The following is a 15,239-nucleotide window of genomic DNA, read 5'->3' as shown; positions in this document are numbered from 1 at the left end:
GGGGTTTTGCCACCGAGCGTGCCGGGTCGATGGTCAGCGAGTCGGGTCGAGCCTGGTGACGGTGAACTTCCCGTCGATCTTCTCGGCCTGGAACCGGACCTTGTCGCCAGCGTGGACCTTGTCGAGCATGGCTTCGTCGCCGACCCGGAACACCATCGTCATGGCCGGCATGTCGAGGTTCTTCAGCGGGCCGTGCCTGAGTGTGAGCTTCTTGCCTTCCTTGTCGACCTTTCGAACCTCCCCGTCCGTCAGCGCTGCGTCGGCCGAGGCGGGGGCATCCGCAGCCGGAGCCGAGCCGCTGTTGCCGGATTGCGCGGCGGCGGTGAAGACGACGGCGAAGGCGAGCATGGAGGAGAGGATGCAAGCGGCCAAAGCAGGATGAAGTCGGATCATGAGCGTCTCTTCTGGAGGTTGAACTGGTTCGGTGGCTGTGGATCTGTAGGACTCGGCCTTGAGGACAGTCACTTCCTTGCGCCTTTCTCTGCCGACGTCGCGACATTCACGGCGCCCTTCATCCCCGCATCGTAGTGGCCAGGTTGCAGGCAGGCGAAGTCGACCTTTCCGGCCTTGGTGAACTGCCACACGATCTCGCCTGACTTGCCGGAAGCGAGGGTCACCATGTTCGGATCGGCATGCTCCATCTCCGGGTTCTTCTTCATGACCTCGTAGTGCTCCTTCAGCTCTTTTTCCGTGCCCATTACGAGTTCGTGCTTGAGCCTGCCGGCGTTGATGACAACGAAGCGCACGGTTTCGCCCTGTCTCACGTCGATGCTGGCGGGGTTGAAGCGCATGCCGTCCGTCATCTCGACATCGACGGTCCGTGTCGCTTTCGAGGCGACACCGGGTTTCCCGATGGCGTCGTCGTGCCCGTGGCCACCGGCATGACTGCCGGCCGCGAACAGGGCCGTCGAAAAAATGGCGCACGCCGTAGCGACCGCGGCGGTGGTGAAAGCTTTGTGCATAGGAGTTCTCACTGTTTGGTTGGTGGGGATAAAGCGTCAGTGACCGGAATGACCGCTGCCGGGCTTGCGGACCTGGACCTCGACGCCCTTGGCCGGGGCGTTGCGTGCAGGCATTGAAGCCGAGCCCGCACCGCGCGCGCGCGCCGGCTCGGGCAGCTCGCCGCCGAACTCGTAGGCCACAGTGCCCTGTGGATGCTTGAACCAGCCGGGGTTCGAGTAGTCGCCCGGCTTCTGCTCCTTGCGTACCTTCACGACGCTGAACATGCCGCCCATCTCGACCGAGCCGAAGGGGCCGTCGCCGCCCATCATTCGGGCGGTGTTGTCGGGCAAGGGCATCTCCATTTCGGTCATGTCGGCCATGCCGCGCTCACCCATCACCATGTAGTCGGGCACCAGTTTCGTGATCTTGCGAACCATGTCCCGGTGGTCCACACCGATCATGGTGGGCACGTCGTGGCCCATGGCATTCATCGTGTGATGGCTCTTGTGGCAATGAAAGGCCCAGTCGCCTTCCTCGTTGGCGAGGAACTCGATCTGGCGCATCTGGCCGACCGCGACATCGGTGGTCACTTCGTGCCAGCGGGTGCTCTTCGGCGTTGGCCCGCCGTCGGTGCCGGTCACCAGGAACTCGTGCCCATGCAGGTGCATCGGGTGGTTGGTCATCGTCAGGTTGCCGAAGCGGATGCGTACCCTGTCGTTCAGGCGAACGTTGAGCGAATCGATGCCTGGGAAAACGCGGCTGTTCCAAGACCACAGGTTGAAGTCCAGCATCGTCATGATCTTTGGCGTCGCGCTGCCGGGCTCGATGTCGTAGGCATTGAGCAGGAACACGAAGTCACGATCCACTTCGTCGATCAGCGGGTGCCCGCCCTTCGGGTGCGTTACCCAGAAGCCCATCATGCCCATCGCCATCTGCACCATCTCATCGGCGTGCGGGTGGTACATGAAGGTGCCGGGACGGCGCGCGACGAACTCATAGACGAAGGTCTTGCCCGGCTGGATTGCAGGCTGGGTCAGGCCCGTCACGCCGTCCATCCCGTTCGGGACGCGCTGCCCATGCCAGTGGATGCTGGTGTGCTCGGGCAGCTTGTTCGTGACGAAGATGCGGACCCTGTCCCCTTCGACCACCTCGATGGTCGGCCCGGGCGATTGGCCGTTGTAGCCCCACAAATGGGCCTTGAAGCCCGGCGCCATCTCGCGCACCACGGGCTCTGCCACCAAGTGGAACTCCTTGACGCCGTTGTTCATGCGCCAGGGAAGGGTCCAGCCGTTCAGTGTGACGACGGGGTTGTAGGAGCGACCCGTGGAGGGCGCCAGCGGCGGCATGGTGTCGGGCTTCGTCTGAAGCACCGGTTCGGGCAAAGCGGCCATGGCCACCTTGCTGACGGAAGCGGCTGCCAGGGCGCCCGTGATGGCACCGGCACCGCCGATGAAGTTGCGTCTGTTGGTCATCTTGGTGGAAACGGGTCGCTCAATGGGCGGCAGCGCCTGCAGGCGCCGGCGGGTTGGAGAAGGCCGTCGACGCGGCCATGGCTGAGGGCCTGCCGATCACCGCCGCTGACAGTGCGGCGTCGGCCAGCCAGAACTGCCGTTGGGCGTCGATGGCGTTGTTCACGCTCACGACCTGGTCGCGCGCCTCTGCCAGCAGCTCGAAGACGCCGATCAGCATGCCGTTGTAGCGAAGCACGTTCTCCTCGGTCATGGCCTGCCGCAGCGGCACGATCTCGTCGCGGTAATGGCGCGCGATGTCATAGGCGGTGCGGTACGCCGAATAGCCTTCCCGCAGCTGGGAGGTCGCACCCCGTACCGCGGCGTCGTAGCGGTTCGCCGCGGCGAGCACTTGAGCGTTCAGTTTGTCGCGCTGCGCGGATCCCCAGTCGAAGAGAGGCAGCCGGATGTCGAGCTCGAAGCCACGGCGCGTGTCGCGCCTGCCTCCATCGAAGACGGTGTCGTGGCGCGCCCCTGCCTCGACGTCGATGAAGGTCGACAGCAGGTTCATGCCTCGGGACTTGCCCGCGGCATCCAGCTGCGCGCGGGCCTGCTGGACGTCCAGCCGCTGCTCGCCGGCCGTCGCCGCCACCTCGCGCGCTTCACGCGGGTTCTTGGGCAGTTCCGGCAGGCGCTCGGGCAGTTTCAGCCGGGCCGCTTGTGCGTCGTCCAGGCCCAGTGCGCGCACGAGGTCCTCGCGCGCAGCGGTAGCGCCGTGGCGCGCCGATGCGACCTGTGTGGTGGCGTCGGCGTAGAACACCTGCTGCCGCGCTCGCTGCAGCCTGCTGAAGTTGCCGATCTCCTGCATGCGGCGCGCGAGCTCGGCACGCGCCTCGGCCGATTCCTTGACCTGCTCGGCGTACTGCATCGACTGCTGCGCCGCGACGGCCCGCACCCATGCCTGCCGCACCTGGGTCACCTGGTCCACGACCGCGGCGCTGAGCTGAAGCTGCGCCTGGGCCGCCTGACTGCGGGAGAGCGACACGCGCTGCGGCAACAACAGCAGGTCGATCAATCCGAAGGACAGCAAACGTCCGATCTCGAGCTCGTCGCCCAGGCGCATCCGTTCGAAGGTGAAGACAGGGTTGGGCGGCCGGCTCCACTGGTTGGCCGAAGCGATGTCCGCCCAGCTCTGCGCGATCAGCGCCTGCAAGGCAGGGCTGTTCGCAAGTGCCAGGCGCACCGCGTCGTCCCGGGACAATGGCTTCGTCAGAAGTTCATCCGCGAATGCCGTGCGGGCCTCCTGCTGTTCCCGGGTACGGCTGAGCTCGAGCCTTCCGCCGGTGAACTGCGAGGCCGAGGCATTCGTCTCCTTCAGCGCATCGTCGATCCCGACGGAGGCGCAACCGGCCAGGAATGCCGTTACCAGTCCCACGAGGGGGATTCGCAGCGGCCGTGTCATGGCTTCTCCTCCGGCGCGGGGGCCGCCGGGCTCGGCTTGGCATGGCCCGCATGCGGGTCGGATGCACCTGATGGCTTCTCGTCAGGCGCTGCGGTGCCCTCTTTGGCATAGGCCTGCCAACCGCCGCGCTGGCGGACGATGTCGTTGGCCTCCTTCCAGGGAACGGGTTTTCGCTCACCGAAGGGCTGGTAGCCCTCCATGGCCGAGCGGAAGGCCAGAGCGGACGAGGTTTCGGTTGCCACCGCACTGTCCGGTGCAGGGTCGGTCTGGGCGCTCGAGGCAAACGCTGCCAGGGCGGGCAGGACGGCCAGCCACCGAGCGGGCAAAAAATTGGACATGGAATCCTCGCGATGTCATGAACGGCATGCCGTCGGCGCGCCCGGGAAGGGGCGCAACGGCACGGGCGATGCATGTGCGTCCGCTTGCCGGCAGCATGGGATGCCGGATGCCGGATGCCGGACGCGACTACGCGCGAGGTGGTCTGTGAGGGACGCGAGGCGAAACTGTCGCCATCGCGCGGAAAGGCTCGGCGAGCAGAGCCTGCGGAAGGCCGTGGAGGATGACCACCGCGACGGTCGGCGTCATCCCGACCGAATGACATGCGGCGCAGTTGCCGCATTTGTGAAACGCACCGGATTCATCATCCTGCATGCTCTGGGCATGATGGTCCGGGCCATCGTGGCTCGCATCGACCGCGTGGTGATGGTCGCCGCCCGGCGACGCGTGGTCGTGTCGGCTGTGATCGTAGCTCGCGCCCACTGTCGACTGCGCCGTAGCCGGCGAGCAGAAGGCCATTGCCACCGCCGCATAGCCCTGGAAGGGCACGGCCAGCATCATGAGCCACAACAGGAATGCGCGCAGGCGAACCATTGACATAAATTCTAACGGCGCATTTATGCATGGGATAGCCTTCCGGCGATTCTTGACCCTGCCATCCCGAGGGCCTGCCGCCACCAGGCAGTGGCGATGACGCTGACCGACGACAGCGCCATGGCCTTCTTCAGGCGCGGATCGCGTCGAGGGCTTGCCAGTCGAAGGCGATGCCGTGCCCGGGCCGGTCCGGCGCGATCGCCATGCCTTCGTCGATCTTCAAGGGTTCTGCCACGTACTTGTCGACGCCGAAGCCGTGGGCCTCCAGGAAGATGCGGTTGGGGCAGGCGGCCAGCAGGTGAACGGTGACGTCGTGCGCGCCATGCGAGGTCACCGGCATGTTGAAGGCTTCTGCCAGCCGCGCGATCTTCATGAAGGGCGTGACGCCGCCGCAGTTGGTGACGTCGGGCTCCGGGTGCGTCACGGCACCGGCGGCAATGTACTGCTTGAACTCCCACAGGCTGCGCAGGTTCTCGCCGGCCGCGACCGGCAGGCCGCCTTCACGGATGATGCGCACGTGCCCTGCGGGATCGTCCGGGATCGTCGGCTCCTCGAGCCAGACGAGATCGAACGGCTGCAAGGCGCGCGCCGCGCGGATCGCCTCGTCGACGCCCCACTTCATGTTGGCATCCACCATCAAGGGAAAGCCCTCGCCCAGGTGTTCGCGCATGGCGCGGACGCGCTCGATGTCCTCGGCCAGGCGCGCACGGCCGACCTTCATCTTGATGGCCCGGAATCCTTTGCCCAGATTGGCATCGGTCTGGCGCAGCAAGTCGTCGAGCGACAGTTGCAGGTCGATGCCGCCTGCATAGCAGGGCACGCGCGGATCGTGCCCGCCGAGCAGGTTCCAGAGCGGCAGGCCGACCCGCCGGGCCTTCAGGTCCCAGAGCGCCATGTCGAACGCCGAGAGCGCCAGCACGGTCGGGCCGCCGCGGCCGCCGTAGTGCAGCGCCCACCAGGCCTTCTGCCAGAGCCGCTCGATGTGGTCGGCTTCCTCGCCGGCCATGATGTCGGGGAACTCGTGCCGGAGGATCGCTTCGATTGCGCCGCCATTGCGCCCGACGGTGAAGGTGTAGCCGACGCCTTCGGCGCCATCCGCGTCGCGCACGCGCACGGTGTTCAGCTCGAAGGCGCGGATTTCTCCGTGCGTGGAGTCTGTCAGGACCACCGGCTGCGGAACGCGGTAGAAGCCGCTTTCGATCGAGGCAATGCGGGCCATGGCTGCGTCGGATGTGAGTCGGAAGCCGAGGATAGCCCGGCCGGCCGGTCACGGGCACCGGTAAACTCCGCCCGCCCGGGCATCGGCCGGGGTCGCCGCAGGCAACGCGGCGTGTCTCTAAATCCAAGGAATCTGAATGAATCGCATCGAACTGGTCGAGAAGATCGCCACCGGCCACAACCTGAGCAAGGCCGAGGCCGCGCGCGTGCTCGAAACAGTCACCAGCTCCATCGTCAATGCCGTGAAGAAGGACGACTCTGTCCAGATCGTCGGCTTCGGCACTTTCAAGCAGGTTGCACGCGCCGCGCGCTCCGGCTTCAATCCCCAGGCAGGCACGAAGATCAAGATCGCGGCGACCAAGGTGCCGAAGTTCGTGGCCGGTGCCGCCTTCAAGGCCGCCATCGACCCGAAGGCCGCCAAGCGCAAGGCCGAGAAGGCTGCCGCGAAGCCCGCGGTGAAGAAGGCTGCGCCGAAGAAGGCAGTTGCGAAGAAGAAGTAAGCCTCTGCGGTGCCGCCTGCGCGCGGGCCATGCCGAAGCGAAGCCGCCCACGAGGCGGCTTTTTCCTGGACGAAGCAAACGGCTTCTAGAGGAGCCGCGAAATCTCCTGAGCCGCGCCCATCAGCGCCGGCAGCATCGTTTCCTGCATGGCCTTGGGGCTCGTGCGGTTGGCCTGCCCGCTGATGTTGAGCGCGGCCACCATGCGCCCGCCCCGGTCGACGATGGGCGCGGCGATCGACACCAGTCCTTCCTCCAGCTCCTGGTTGACCAGGCACCAGCGCTGACGCCGGGCCTGCTGCACCTTGGCAACGAGCGCATCGATGTCGGTCAGGGTGTGGCGGGTGAGCGGGGCAATGCTCGAGGCGCCGAGACGCGCACGCAACGCCTCGTCATCGAGGTCGGCGAGCAGCAGCCGGCCCATCGAGGTGCACCACGCCGGCAGGCGCGAGCCGATGCCCAGGCTGATGCGCATGATCTTGTGCGTGGGCACGCGCAGCACATAGACGATGTCGGTGTCGTCGAGCACTGCCGCCGAGCACGACTCCTGAACCTGCTGTACCAGCGTCTCCATCACCGGCTCGGCGCGGTTCCAGATGGGCATGGACGACAGGTAGGCAAAGCCCAGGTCGAGGATGCGGGGCGTCAGTGCGAACAGCTTGCCGTCGGATTGAACGTAGCCCAGCGTCTGCAACGTGAGCAGGATGCGGCGTGCGCCGGCGCGGGTGAGGCCGGTGGCCGCCGCGACTTCGCTGAGCGTCTGGCGCGGCGCACGTTCGCTGAAGGAGCGGATGACCTGCAGACCACGCGCGAAGGACTGCACGTAGCTGTCTCCGGGCGTGGGGGCGGTGGGCTTCTTCTGGGGTGGCGTGCGGGTTGCCATGGCGGACGATCTTCTCTAGAATTCATTATACGAACACATGTTCGATATACGAACAAGCGTATTCGAACATTGTCAGCGCATTTCGTCCACGCCTGAAGCCGAGGCCTTCGGCTTTCCCCTATCCCGGAGACAGATTCAATGATCAACAAGATCGCCCGTTCGATCGCCGATGCCATGACCGGCATCGTCGACGGCGCCACGGTCCTCATCGGCGGCTTCGGCACTGCCGGCATTCCGAACGAGCTCATCGACGGCCTCATCGAGCAGGGCGCCAAGGAGCTCACCGTCGTCAACAACAACGCCGGCAACGGCGACACCGGGCTGGCCGCGCTGCTCAAGACGGGCCGGGTGCGCAAGGTCATCTGCAGCTTTCCGCGACAGGCCGACAGCTATGTGTTCGACGAGCTCTACCGCAGCGGCAAGCTCGAGTTGGAACTGGTGCCGCAGGGCAATCTGGCCGAACGCATCCGCGCGGCCGGCGCCGGCGTTGGTGCCTTCTTCTGCCCCACGGGCTTCGGCACCGAGCTGGCCGGCGAGCGCGAGACCCGCATGATCGACGGCAAGCAGTACGTGCTGGAGTACCCGATCCGCGGCGACGTGGCGCTGATCAAGGCCGAGCAAGGGGACCGCTGGGGCAACCTGGTCTACCGCAAGGCGGCGCGCAACTTCGGTCCGGTGATGGCCATGGCGTCGAAGCGCACCATTGCCACCGTGCACCAGATCGTGGAGCTCGGCGAAATGGACCCCGAGACCATCGTCACGCCCGGCATTTTCGTCAGCAGCATCGTCAGGATCGACCGCGTCGCCACCCAGGCCGGCGGCTTCAAGAAGGCAGCATGAGCATGAGCAACTACCAACGCCGCACCAAGGACCAGCTCGCCGCGCGGGTCGCGCAGGACATCTTCGACGGCGCCGTCGTCAACCTCGGCATCGGCCAGCCTACGCTGGTGGCCAACCACCTGCCGGCCGGCCGCGAGGTCATCCTCCACAGCGAGAACGGCATCCTCGGCATGGGCCCCGCGCCACTGCCGGGCGACGAAGACTACGACCTCATCAACGCCGGCAAGCAGCCCGTCACCCTGCTGCCGGGCGGCGCGTACTTCCACCATGCCGACAGCTTCGCGATGATGCGCGGCGGCCACCTCGACATCTGTGTGCTGGGCGCTTTCCAGGTCTCGGCCACCGGCGACCTGGCCAACTGGAGCACCGGTGAGGCGGGCGCGATCCCGGCGGTCGGCGGGGCCATGGACCTGGCCATCGGCGCCAAGCAGACCTGGGTGATGATGGACTTGCTCACCAAGAAAGGCGAGAGCAAGATTGTCTCGAAATGCACCTATCCGCTGACCGGCATCGGCTGCGTGAAGCGCGTGTACTCCGATCTCGCCACGCTCGAATGCACGCCTGCGGGGCTCAAGCTCATCGACAAGGTCGATGGCCTCGAACACGCCGAGCTGGAAAAACTGGTCGGCCTGCCGATCGCCGCCTGAAAACACCTTCAACCACCGACGCACCATGACGAACCAAGCCTTTATCTGCGACGCCGTTCGCACCCCCTTCGGCCGCTACGGCGGCTCTCTCTCCAGCGTGCGCACCGACGACCTGGGCGCCGTCCCCCTCAAGGCGCTGATGGAGCGCAACAAGGAGGTCGACTGGCAGGCCGTGACCGACGTGCTGTATGGCTGCGCCAACCAGGCCGGCGAAGACAACCGCAACGTGGCGCGCATGTCGGCGCTGCTGGCGGGGCTGCCGCTGGAACTCGGCGGCGCCACCATCAACCGGCTGTGCGGCTCGGGTCTGGACGCGGTGGGCAGCGCGGCGCGCGCCATCAAGGCCGGCGAGGCCGGTCTGATGATCGCGGGCGGCGTCGAGAGCATGAGCCGCGCGCCCTTCGTCATGCCGAAGGCCGAGAGCGCCTTCAGCCGGAGCAACGCGGTGTACGACACCACGATCGGCTGGCGCTTCGTGAACAAGCTCATGAAGGCCCAGTACGGCGTCGATTCCATGCCGGAAACGGCAGAGAACGTGGCGACCGACTACAAGATCGAGCGCGAGGCCCAGGACCGCATGGCACTGGCCTCGCAGCAGCGCGCTGTCGCGGCGCAGAAGTCCGGCTTCTTCGATGCCGAGATCGTGCCGGTGATGGTGCCGCAGAAGAAGGGCGACCCCGTCGTCGTGAACAAGGACGAGCATCCGCGCGACACCAGCCTGGAAGCCCTCGCCAAGCTCAAGGGCGTGGTGCGCCCCGACGGCACGGTGACGGCCGGCAATGCCAGCGGCGTGAACGATGGCGCCTGCGCGCTGCTGCTGGCCGACGAGGCGAGCGCGGCGAAGAACGGCCTGACGCCGCGCGCCCGCGTGGTGGGCATGGCCACGGCCGGCGTGCCGCCGCGCGTGATGGGCATCGGCCCGGCGCCGGCCACCGAGAAGGTGCTGAAGCTCACCGGCCTGAAACTCGACCAGATCGACGTCATCGAACTCAACGAGGCCTTCGCCGCGCAGGGCCTGGCGGTGCTGCGCCTGCTCGGGCTGAAGGACGACGACGCGCGCGTGAACATCAACGGCGGCGCGATCGCGCTGGGCCACCCGCTGGGCGCCAGCGGCGCGCGGCTGGCCACCACCGCGGTCAACCAGCTGCACAAGGGTGGCGGCCGCTATGCGCTGTGCACGATGTGCATCGGGGTGGGGCAGGGGATCGCGCTCATCCTCGAGCGGGTCTGATCGGGCTCGGCAGGTACGCGAGGTCGGCGCCTGCCAGGGCAGGCTCGGTGCTCGACGACGACCACAGGCGGGCGAGCGTTCCTGGATCTCGCTGGCGAGTTGGCAGACGCCATCGCGCCCAGGTCAGGCGCCGGCCCCGCAAGCCAGGTCCAGTGCGGCCAGTGCGTCATCGCGCTTCATGACCGCGGCGTATTTCTGCGCCATGTCGAAAAGGTTGGCGTCGTGCGGGTCGGGGGCACGATCGCCGACGCAGTCCGACACGACGAGCGGCCGGAGCCCGTGGGACATCGCATCCACCACACTGGCGCGCACGCAGCCGCTTGTGACTGCACCGGCCACCACCAGGGTCTGCACGCCGCGCTGGCTCAGCCATGCCGCCAGCGATGTGCCGAAGAATGCCGAGGGCACCGTCTTGCGAACGACAAGCTCGCCGGGCCGCGGCGCCAGCCGGGGAACGATCGCGCTGCGCGGGTCGTCCTCCTTGAGCGTGAGCATGCCCGGGACCTTGAGCGAGAAGATGTTGTGGTCGGCGCCGTCGTCGGCATAGACAATCCGGCTGTGCGCGACAGGCCATTGGCGCTCGCGGGCTGCGGCCAGCAGCGCAACGGTCTCGTCGATCGCCTGGGGGATGTTGCCGCCCCCGAACACGGCTGGGTCCGCGAAGCCGTTGACGAAATCGACGATCAGCAGGCCCACGGGGGCACGCAGTTCGAGGGCGGTCCCGAATCCTTGTCGTTGATAGGTCTCGATCTCAGCGTGCATCGGCGTGCTCCTCGTTGTCCAGAACCTTGCCGTCCTTCACCTTTTCATCGCCGTCCAGCCTGACGGTGCACTTGCGCAGCGGAATGTCGATGTGGCAGGCGGTGGTGCGCTGGCCGCCCGCCTCGTTGTTCGGGCCCAGCGAGAACAGGAAATTGCCCTCGTAGGCGCGTGCGTCCATGCCGATGGTTGCCTCGCGGTCGTACAGGCCCAGTGTCGACCAGTGCGCCCGCGGCTGCAGTCCCCAGCCGATGTGCGAGATCGCGTAGGCCTCGGGGTCGCCGAACGAGGCCATGTAGTCGCTGAGCAGTTCGGCGTCGAGCCCGCCCTCGATGTGGGTCGCGTAGCCGTTCTCCACCGTGAGCACGATCGCCTCGGACACGTAGGACTTCTGCGGCAGCAGGATGTCGCCGCGGTCGATGACGATGCGCCCGCTCGCGCCGCCCTCGTCGGGCCAGGTCAGCGCGAAGCCGCTGGGCCAGTGGTCCCAGCGGCCGGGCTCGTCGACAAAGCCGTATTCGCTGATGGCCGGGAACTCGCCTATCCGACAGCGCAGGTCGGTGCCGGCCGCCGAGGTCACGTGCATCTCGCGCGCCGCGCCCAGGCGAGCCGCAGCCGCCTTGACCCGCTTGCGGTCGGCTGCCGTCGGCACCATGCGCACCAGCACTTCCGGGGGTTCGACGGCCAGCAGGATCCTGGTGCCGCCGGCAAGGATCTCGTGCTGCTCCGGCGAGAACAGCAGCGTCATCAGGTCCAGCACCAGGTCGCTGGCCTTGAGGGCCGCGATGGCGGCCCGGTTGCCGGTCAGCGGCGTCGTGCCGAGGTAGGCCAGGCTGTCGCGGCTCAAGGCTTTCTCGGCATTCACCGGCGGAAGATCGAGCCGGTTGGCGATGGCACCCATCTGCTGGCACGCGAGGAGGGCGCACGACAGCGTCTGCGGATGCGTGGCCGCGCTGGTCAGCACGGTGACGGTCTGGCCGGGCTCGAGCTTCGAGAGCGTCAGCACCTGCTTCCAGGCGTCGATCAATTGATGGTCGCTAACGGGCATGGCAGTCTCCTTGTGCTCGATGTGCCGAAAGGGGCTCGCCCAGGAAGTCGCCGAACGCGGCATGGAAGGCCGCCTCGTCGTCCCAGGGAATCATGTGCCCCGCCGTGGGCACGTGCACGGTCTGCAGTTGCGGCACGAGGCGCTGCAGTTCGTCGATGTCTTCGGGCCGGATGACGTCGCCTCGGCCGGCCACCATCAGCAGCGTGGGCACCTTGACGGCGGGCAGGTCGGCGTGGATGTCATCCTGGTGGAAGCCGTCGTACGAGGCAACGATGGCGCGCTCGTCGCAGGTGTGAAGCCATTCGGATCGCAGTTGCAACTGCGCGTCCGTCCAGGTCGGCGAGAAAGGACGCAGCGCCTCGACGCCGGCGCCCTGGCGCATCAGGCGGATCGAGTCGATGTACCAGTCGAGTTTCGCCGGGTAGGCGCGCCGGCCTGGTCCCGAGACGGGCGGGTCGACCAGTACCAGGCGTTCCAACCCGGCCGGGTGCCGCCGCGCTGTGCGCACGCCGATGCGCCCGCCCATCGAGTGGCCGACCAGCGCGTAGCCTTGCAGGCCCAGCGCGGCCGAGAGGGCCCCGACGTCGTCGGCACAGGCATCGAGCCCGTAGTCGAGCGTGTCCGAGGCTTCCGACAGGCCGCGGCCGCGCACGTCGAGCACGTAGGTGTCGAAGTGCCGGCCGAAGCGCTCGGCCACGAACCCCCAGGTGACGGCGGGGCTGGTGATGCCCGGCACCAGGATCACCGGGCGGCCCTTGCCGCCGTAGCGCAGGTAGTGCTGGCGGATGCCGTTGGCCCGTGCGTTGGCGCCGTAGAGGAAGGTGCTGCCGGTCATGGATGCGCCCGCGTTCTCAGTACGCGCCCGACAGCAGCACGCCCGCGCCCGGCACCACCGGCTCGAGATCAAGCGCCTTGAGCATGGCGTAGGTAGTCGCGATGGCGGCGGTAATCACGGGCTTGCCGGTCAGCGCCTCCACCTTGGCCACGGAGGGCAGCGAGGGCATCTGCACGCAGGCCGACAGCACGATGGCGTCCACGTCACGCGTGTTCATGGCGGCGACGATCCCGGGCAGGAGGGCCGGGTCGTGGCGGCCGACGGCCAGGTTGTCCGGGATCTCCAGCGCGTGCCAGTCCACCACCTCGTAGCCCTCGTTGCGGATGTAGTCCACAACCAGTTCGGTCAGGGGTTTCATGTAGGGCGCGACCAGGGCGATGCGCCTGGCGCCGATAACCTTGAGCGCATCGACCAGCGCGCCGGCGCTGGTCACCACCGGCGCGTTGCCGTCGTTGGCCTCGGTGTGCTCGCGCAGGCGCCTCTCGGAAACCCGGTGGTAGCCGCGGCCCATGGACATGATGGCCACCAGGCAGGCGTAGCCCAGCACGTCGACGCGGGCGTCGCTCAACTCCACCGCACAGCGGTCGGACTCGGCGTCCATGGCGGCCAGCTCCTCCTTCTTCACCGTCTTCATGCGCATTCGGCTGGAGTGGAAGGTGAAGCGCTCGGGGCGGATCTGCTCGCGCATGCGAAGCATGGCCGGGATCTCCGTCTCCATCGTCGTGTTGGAACTCGGCACGATCTGGCCGATGCGGTAGGTCTTGGACATGGGATCTCCTTGTCGTGAGGGAATGGACTTGAAGGCTCAGGCCGCGCCGAGCCGCAAGATGCGTTCGGCGTTGCCGTGGCACACGAGCGCGCGGGTGCGCTCGCTCATGGGCGCCGCCTCGATGAAGTCGGCGGCGACCGCGGTGGACTCGTACGGGTAGTCGACCGAGAACATCACCGCCTCCTCGCCCATCTCGGCGATGGCTCCGGCCAGGGCGGCGGGCGAGCAAACGCCCGAGGTGGTGATGACGATGTTGCTGCCGATGTATTCGGACGGCGCCCGCTGCAACCGGATGCCGTGCGGATAGGCAGCAAAGCGGCTGTCGAAGCGCCAGCGCTGGAACGGCAGGCCCTCGCCCATGTGGCCCAGGATCAGCTTCAGCCCGGGAAACCGGTCGAACACGCCGCCGAACAGCAGGCGCAGCGCGTGCGTTGCGGTCTCCACGCCCCAGCCCCAGGTCGCGCCGTTGAGTTCGGCGTGGCCCGCAAGGGAAACCGGAACCACCGGGAAATCGGTCGGATGCAGGTACATCGGCACGTCCAGCGCCTGGAAGCGCTCCCACACGACATCGAAGACCGGGTCGTCGTAATAGCGGCCGAGCGTGTGCCCATTGACCAGCGCGCCCTTGAAGCCGAGTTGCTCCACCGCGCGGCTCAGTTCCGCCGCGGCGTCCGCCGGGCTCTGCATGGGCAGCGCGGCAAAGCCGGCATAGCGCGTGGGTTGGCGCGCCACCTGGCCGGCCAGGAAGTCGTTGTTCTCGCGGGCGCTGGCGATCGCCTTGGGCGTGTCCCGCTCGCCCTGCACGCCGGGCCCGGTCTGCGACAGCACTGTCACGTCGATGCCGGCGCGATCCATCTGCGCCAGGCGCAGTTCGTCGAAGTCCGCGAGGCGCCTGGCGAGTTCCGCGTAGGTGGCCTTGTCGATGTGTTGCAGAAAGGTCTTCGAGTAGCGTTCGAAGCCCGGCGCCATGAAATGTTCTTCCAGGGCGATCTTGCGAATTCGTGTCATTGGAATTTCTACGTGTGGTGTGAGAGTGGGAGGGCCTACAAGTCGAACAGGAGCACCTCGGCGTCGGGTGTGGTGGCCAGCAGCTCGAAGGCCTCCCGGTGCGTGAAGCGCAGACCGTCGCCTGGGCGCAGATGCAGGGCGGGCCCGACGCGCACCATGCCGGAGACAACATGCAGGTAGCCCAGCCGGTGCTCGGGCAGCGCACAGGCCAGGGTGTCGCCGGCGTCGGGGCGGCCGAGGAAGATCACGGCGCTCTGCTGGACTGTTGCCGAACCATCCCGGCCGTCGGGCGACGCGATCGGCCGCCAGCCGACCTGCCCGACTGCCGGCAGTCGGGTCAGCGAGCAGCTGGGTTCGGTCCGGCGCGAACGTGGGTAGAGCCAGATCTGCAGGTGGCGCTCCGGCTCGGTGGCCGAGGCGTTCATCTCGCTGTGCTCGATGCCGGTGCCGGCGCTTATGCGCAGCAGTTGGCCCGGGCCGAACACGAAGTCGTTGCCAAGGCTGTCGGTATGGTGGATGCGGCCCTGGATCGGATAGGTCAACGACTCGATGTCGCGGTGCTCATGGCGCGCGAAGCCGGCCCCGGCGGCCACGCGGTCCTCGTTGAGCGCGCGCAGCGAGCCCCAGTGCGTATGGTTCGGGTCCTGGTAGTCGCCGAAGGAGAAGCTCAGGCGCGCCTGAAGCCAGTCGTTCTCCATCGCGCCGCGCTGGTGCGCGCGACGTGCGTTCTGCTCGCTGATGATGCGGGGCGTGGAGGCTTGCTTGGACATGGCGTCGATACA

General features: G+C 67.3%; 18 protein-coding genes. 4 read left to right on the top strand and 14 right to left on the bottom strand.

From position 1 onward, the window contains the following. Positions 1–33 precede the first annotated feature (33 nt). The 7 genes from E5CHR_RS25950 to E5CHR_RS25920 all read right to left on the bottom strand — a co-directional run bounded on the left by E5CHR_RS25950 (position 34) and on the right by E5CHR_RS25920 (position 5,941). The gene (locus tag E5CHR_RS25950) at positions 34–393 is read right to left on the bottom strand and encodes a copper-binding protein (RefSeq protein WP_162582495.1); all 360 of its coding nucleotides are present in this window, start codon (positions 391–393) and stop codon (positions 34–36) included. A gap of 68 nt (positions 394–461) precedes the next feature. Next, complete coding sequence (locus E5CHR_RS25945; RefSeq protein ID WP_162582494.1) at positions 462–962, bottom strand: cupredoxin domain-containing protein; 501 nt, start codon at positions 960–962, stop codon at positions 462–464. 36 nt (positions 963–998) lie between these two features. Continuing rightward, positions 999–2,414 carry a multicopper oxidase family protein gene (locus E5CHR_RS25940; RefSeq protein ID WP_162582493.1) on the bottom strand — a complete coding sequence of 472 codons (1,416 nt, stop codon included), beginning with the start codon at positions 2,412–2,414 and terminating at the stop codon, positions 999–1,001. Positions 2,415–2,433: 19 nt separating this feature from the next. Beyond that, complete coding sequence (locus E5CHR_RS25935; protein ID WP_162582492.1) at positions 2,434–3,852, bottom strand: TolC family protein; 1,419 nt, start codon at positions 3,850–3,852, stop codon at positions 2,434–2,436. Next, positions 3,849–4,190, bottom strand: coding sequence for a hypothetical protein (locus E5CHR_RS25930; protein ID WP_162582491.1), 342 nt, complete (start codon positions 4,188–4,190; stop codon positions 3,849–3,851). Before E5CHR_RS25930 ends, E5CHR_RS25935 begins: the two co-directional genes overlap by 4 nt. A 127-nt stretch (positions 4,191–4,317) precedes the next feature. Continuing rightward, on the bottom strand, positions 4,318–4,722 hold the full coding sequence (locus E5CHR_RS25925) for a DUF2946 family protein (RefSeq protein ID WP_162582490.1): 405 nt from the start codon (positions 4,720–4,722) through the stop codon (positions 4,318–4,320). Positions 4,723–4,852: 130 nt separating this feature from the next. Beyond that, complete coding sequence (locus tag E5CHR_RS25920; protein ID WP_162582489.1) at positions 4,853–5,941, bottom strand: mandelate racemase/muconate lactonizing enzyme family protein; 1,089 nt, start codon at positions 5,939–5,941, stop codon at positions 4,853–4,855. Positions 5,942–6,077: 136 nt separating this feature from the next. Between E5CHR_RS25920 and E5CHR_RS25915 the strand changes: the two genes are divergently transcribed. Next, positions 6,078–6,440, top strand: coding sequence for an HU family DNA-binding protein (locus E5CHR_RS25915; RefSeq protein WP_162582488.1), 363 nt, complete (start codon positions 6,078–6,080; stop codon positions 6,438–6,440). Between the two features lie 85 nt (positions 6,441–6,525). On the opposite strand, the gene E5CHR_RS25910 is transcribed toward E5CHR_RS25915, so the two are convergent. Next, positions 6,526–7,320: an IclR family transcriptional regulator gene (locus E5CHR_RS25910; RefSeq protein WP_162582487.1), complete on the bottom strand. Its 795-nt coding sequence runs from the start codon at positions 7,318–7,320 to the stop codon at positions 6,526–6,528. Positions 7,321–7,458: 138 nt separating this feature from the next. On the opposite strand from E5CHR_RS25910, the gene E5CHR_RS25905 reads away from it, so the two are divergent. From E5CHR_RS25905 to pcaF, 3 genes are read left to right on the top strand one after another with little or no spacing between them, the layout of a single operon-like run. Beyond that, positions 7,459–8,160 carry a 3-oxoacid CoA-transferase subunit A gene (locus E5CHR_RS25905; protein ID WP_162582486.1) on the top strand — a complete coding sequence of 234 codons (702 nt, stop codon included), beginning with the start codon at positions 7,459–7,461 and terminating at the stop codon, positions 8,158–8,160. 2 nt (positions 8,161–8,162) lie between these two features. Next, the gene (locus E5CHR_RS25900) at positions 8,163–8,807 is read left to right on the top strand and encodes a 3-oxoacid CoA-transferase subunit B (protein WP_174255747.1); all 645 of its coding nucleotides are present in this window, start codon (positions 8,163–8,165) and stop codon (positions 8,805–8,807) included. Between the two features lie 25 nt (positions 8,808–8,832). Beyond that, positions 8,833–10,038: a 3-oxoadipyl-CoA thiolase gene (gene pcaF / locus E5CHR_RS25895; RefSeq protein ID WP_162582484.1), complete on the top strand. Its 1,206-nt coding sequence runs from the start codon at positions 8,833–8,835 to the stop codon at positions 10,036–10,038. Between the two features lie 123 nt (positions 10,039–10,161). Here the strand turns inward: pcaF and E5CHR_RS25890 are convergent, their stop codons facing one another. From E5CHR_RS25890 to E5CHR_RS25865, 6 genes are read right to left on the bottom strand one after another with little or no spacing between them, the layout of a single operon-like run. Next, on the bottom strand, positions 10,162–10,800 hold the full coding sequence (locus E5CHR_RS25890) for an N-carbamoylsarcosine amidohydrolase (RefSeq protein ID WP_162582483.1): 639 nt from the start codon (positions 10,798–10,800) through the stop codon (positions 10,162–10,164). Beyond that, a complete protein-coding gene (locus tag E5CHR_RS25885) occupies positions 10,790–11,845 on the bottom strand; it encodes a 2,5-dihydroxypyridine 5,6-dioxygenase (RefSeq protein ID WP_162582482.1) in 1,056 nt (351 codons plus the stop codon). The genes E5CHR_RS25890 and E5CHR_RS25885 overlap by 11 nt, the downstream gene beginning before the upstream one ends. Beyond that, entirely contained in the window at positions 11,835–12,680 is an 846-nt protein-coding gene (locus E5CHR_RS25880; protein ID WP_162582481.1) for an alpha/beta fold hydrolase, read from the bottom strand. The genes E5CHR_RS25885 and E5CHR_RS25880 overlap by 11 nt, the downstream gene beginning before the upstream one ends. Before the next feature lie 16 nt (positions 12,681–12,696). Beyond that, positions 12,697–13,449, bottom strand: a complete 753-nt coding sequence (locus E5CHR_RS25875; protein WP_162582480.1) for a maleate cis-trans isomerase family protein — start codon at positions 13,447–13,449, stop codon at positions 12,697–12,699. A gap of 36 nt (positions 13,450–13,485) precedes the next feature. After that, a complete protein-coding gene (locus tag E5CHR_RS25870) occupies positions 13,486–14,457 on the bottom strand; it encodes an amidohydrolase family protein (protein WP_162582479.1) in 972 nt (323 codons plus the stop codon). 35 nt (positions 14,458–14,492) lie between these two features. Then, positions 14,493–15,227 carry a pirin family protein gene (locus E5CHR_RS25865; protein ID WP_162582478.1) on the bottom strand — a complete coding sequence of 245 codons (735 nt, stop codon included), beginning with the start codon at positions 15,225–15,227 and terminating at the stop codon, positions 14,493–14,495. Positions 15,228–15,239 lie beyond the last annotated feature (12 nt).

This window comes from Variovorax sp. PBS-H4 (genome assembly GCF_901827205.1).
GTDB lineage: Bacteria > Pseudomonadota > Gammaproteobacteria > Burkholderiales > Burkholderiaceae_C > Variovorax.
This window is presented reverse-complemented; position numbering and strand designations above follow the sequence as displayed.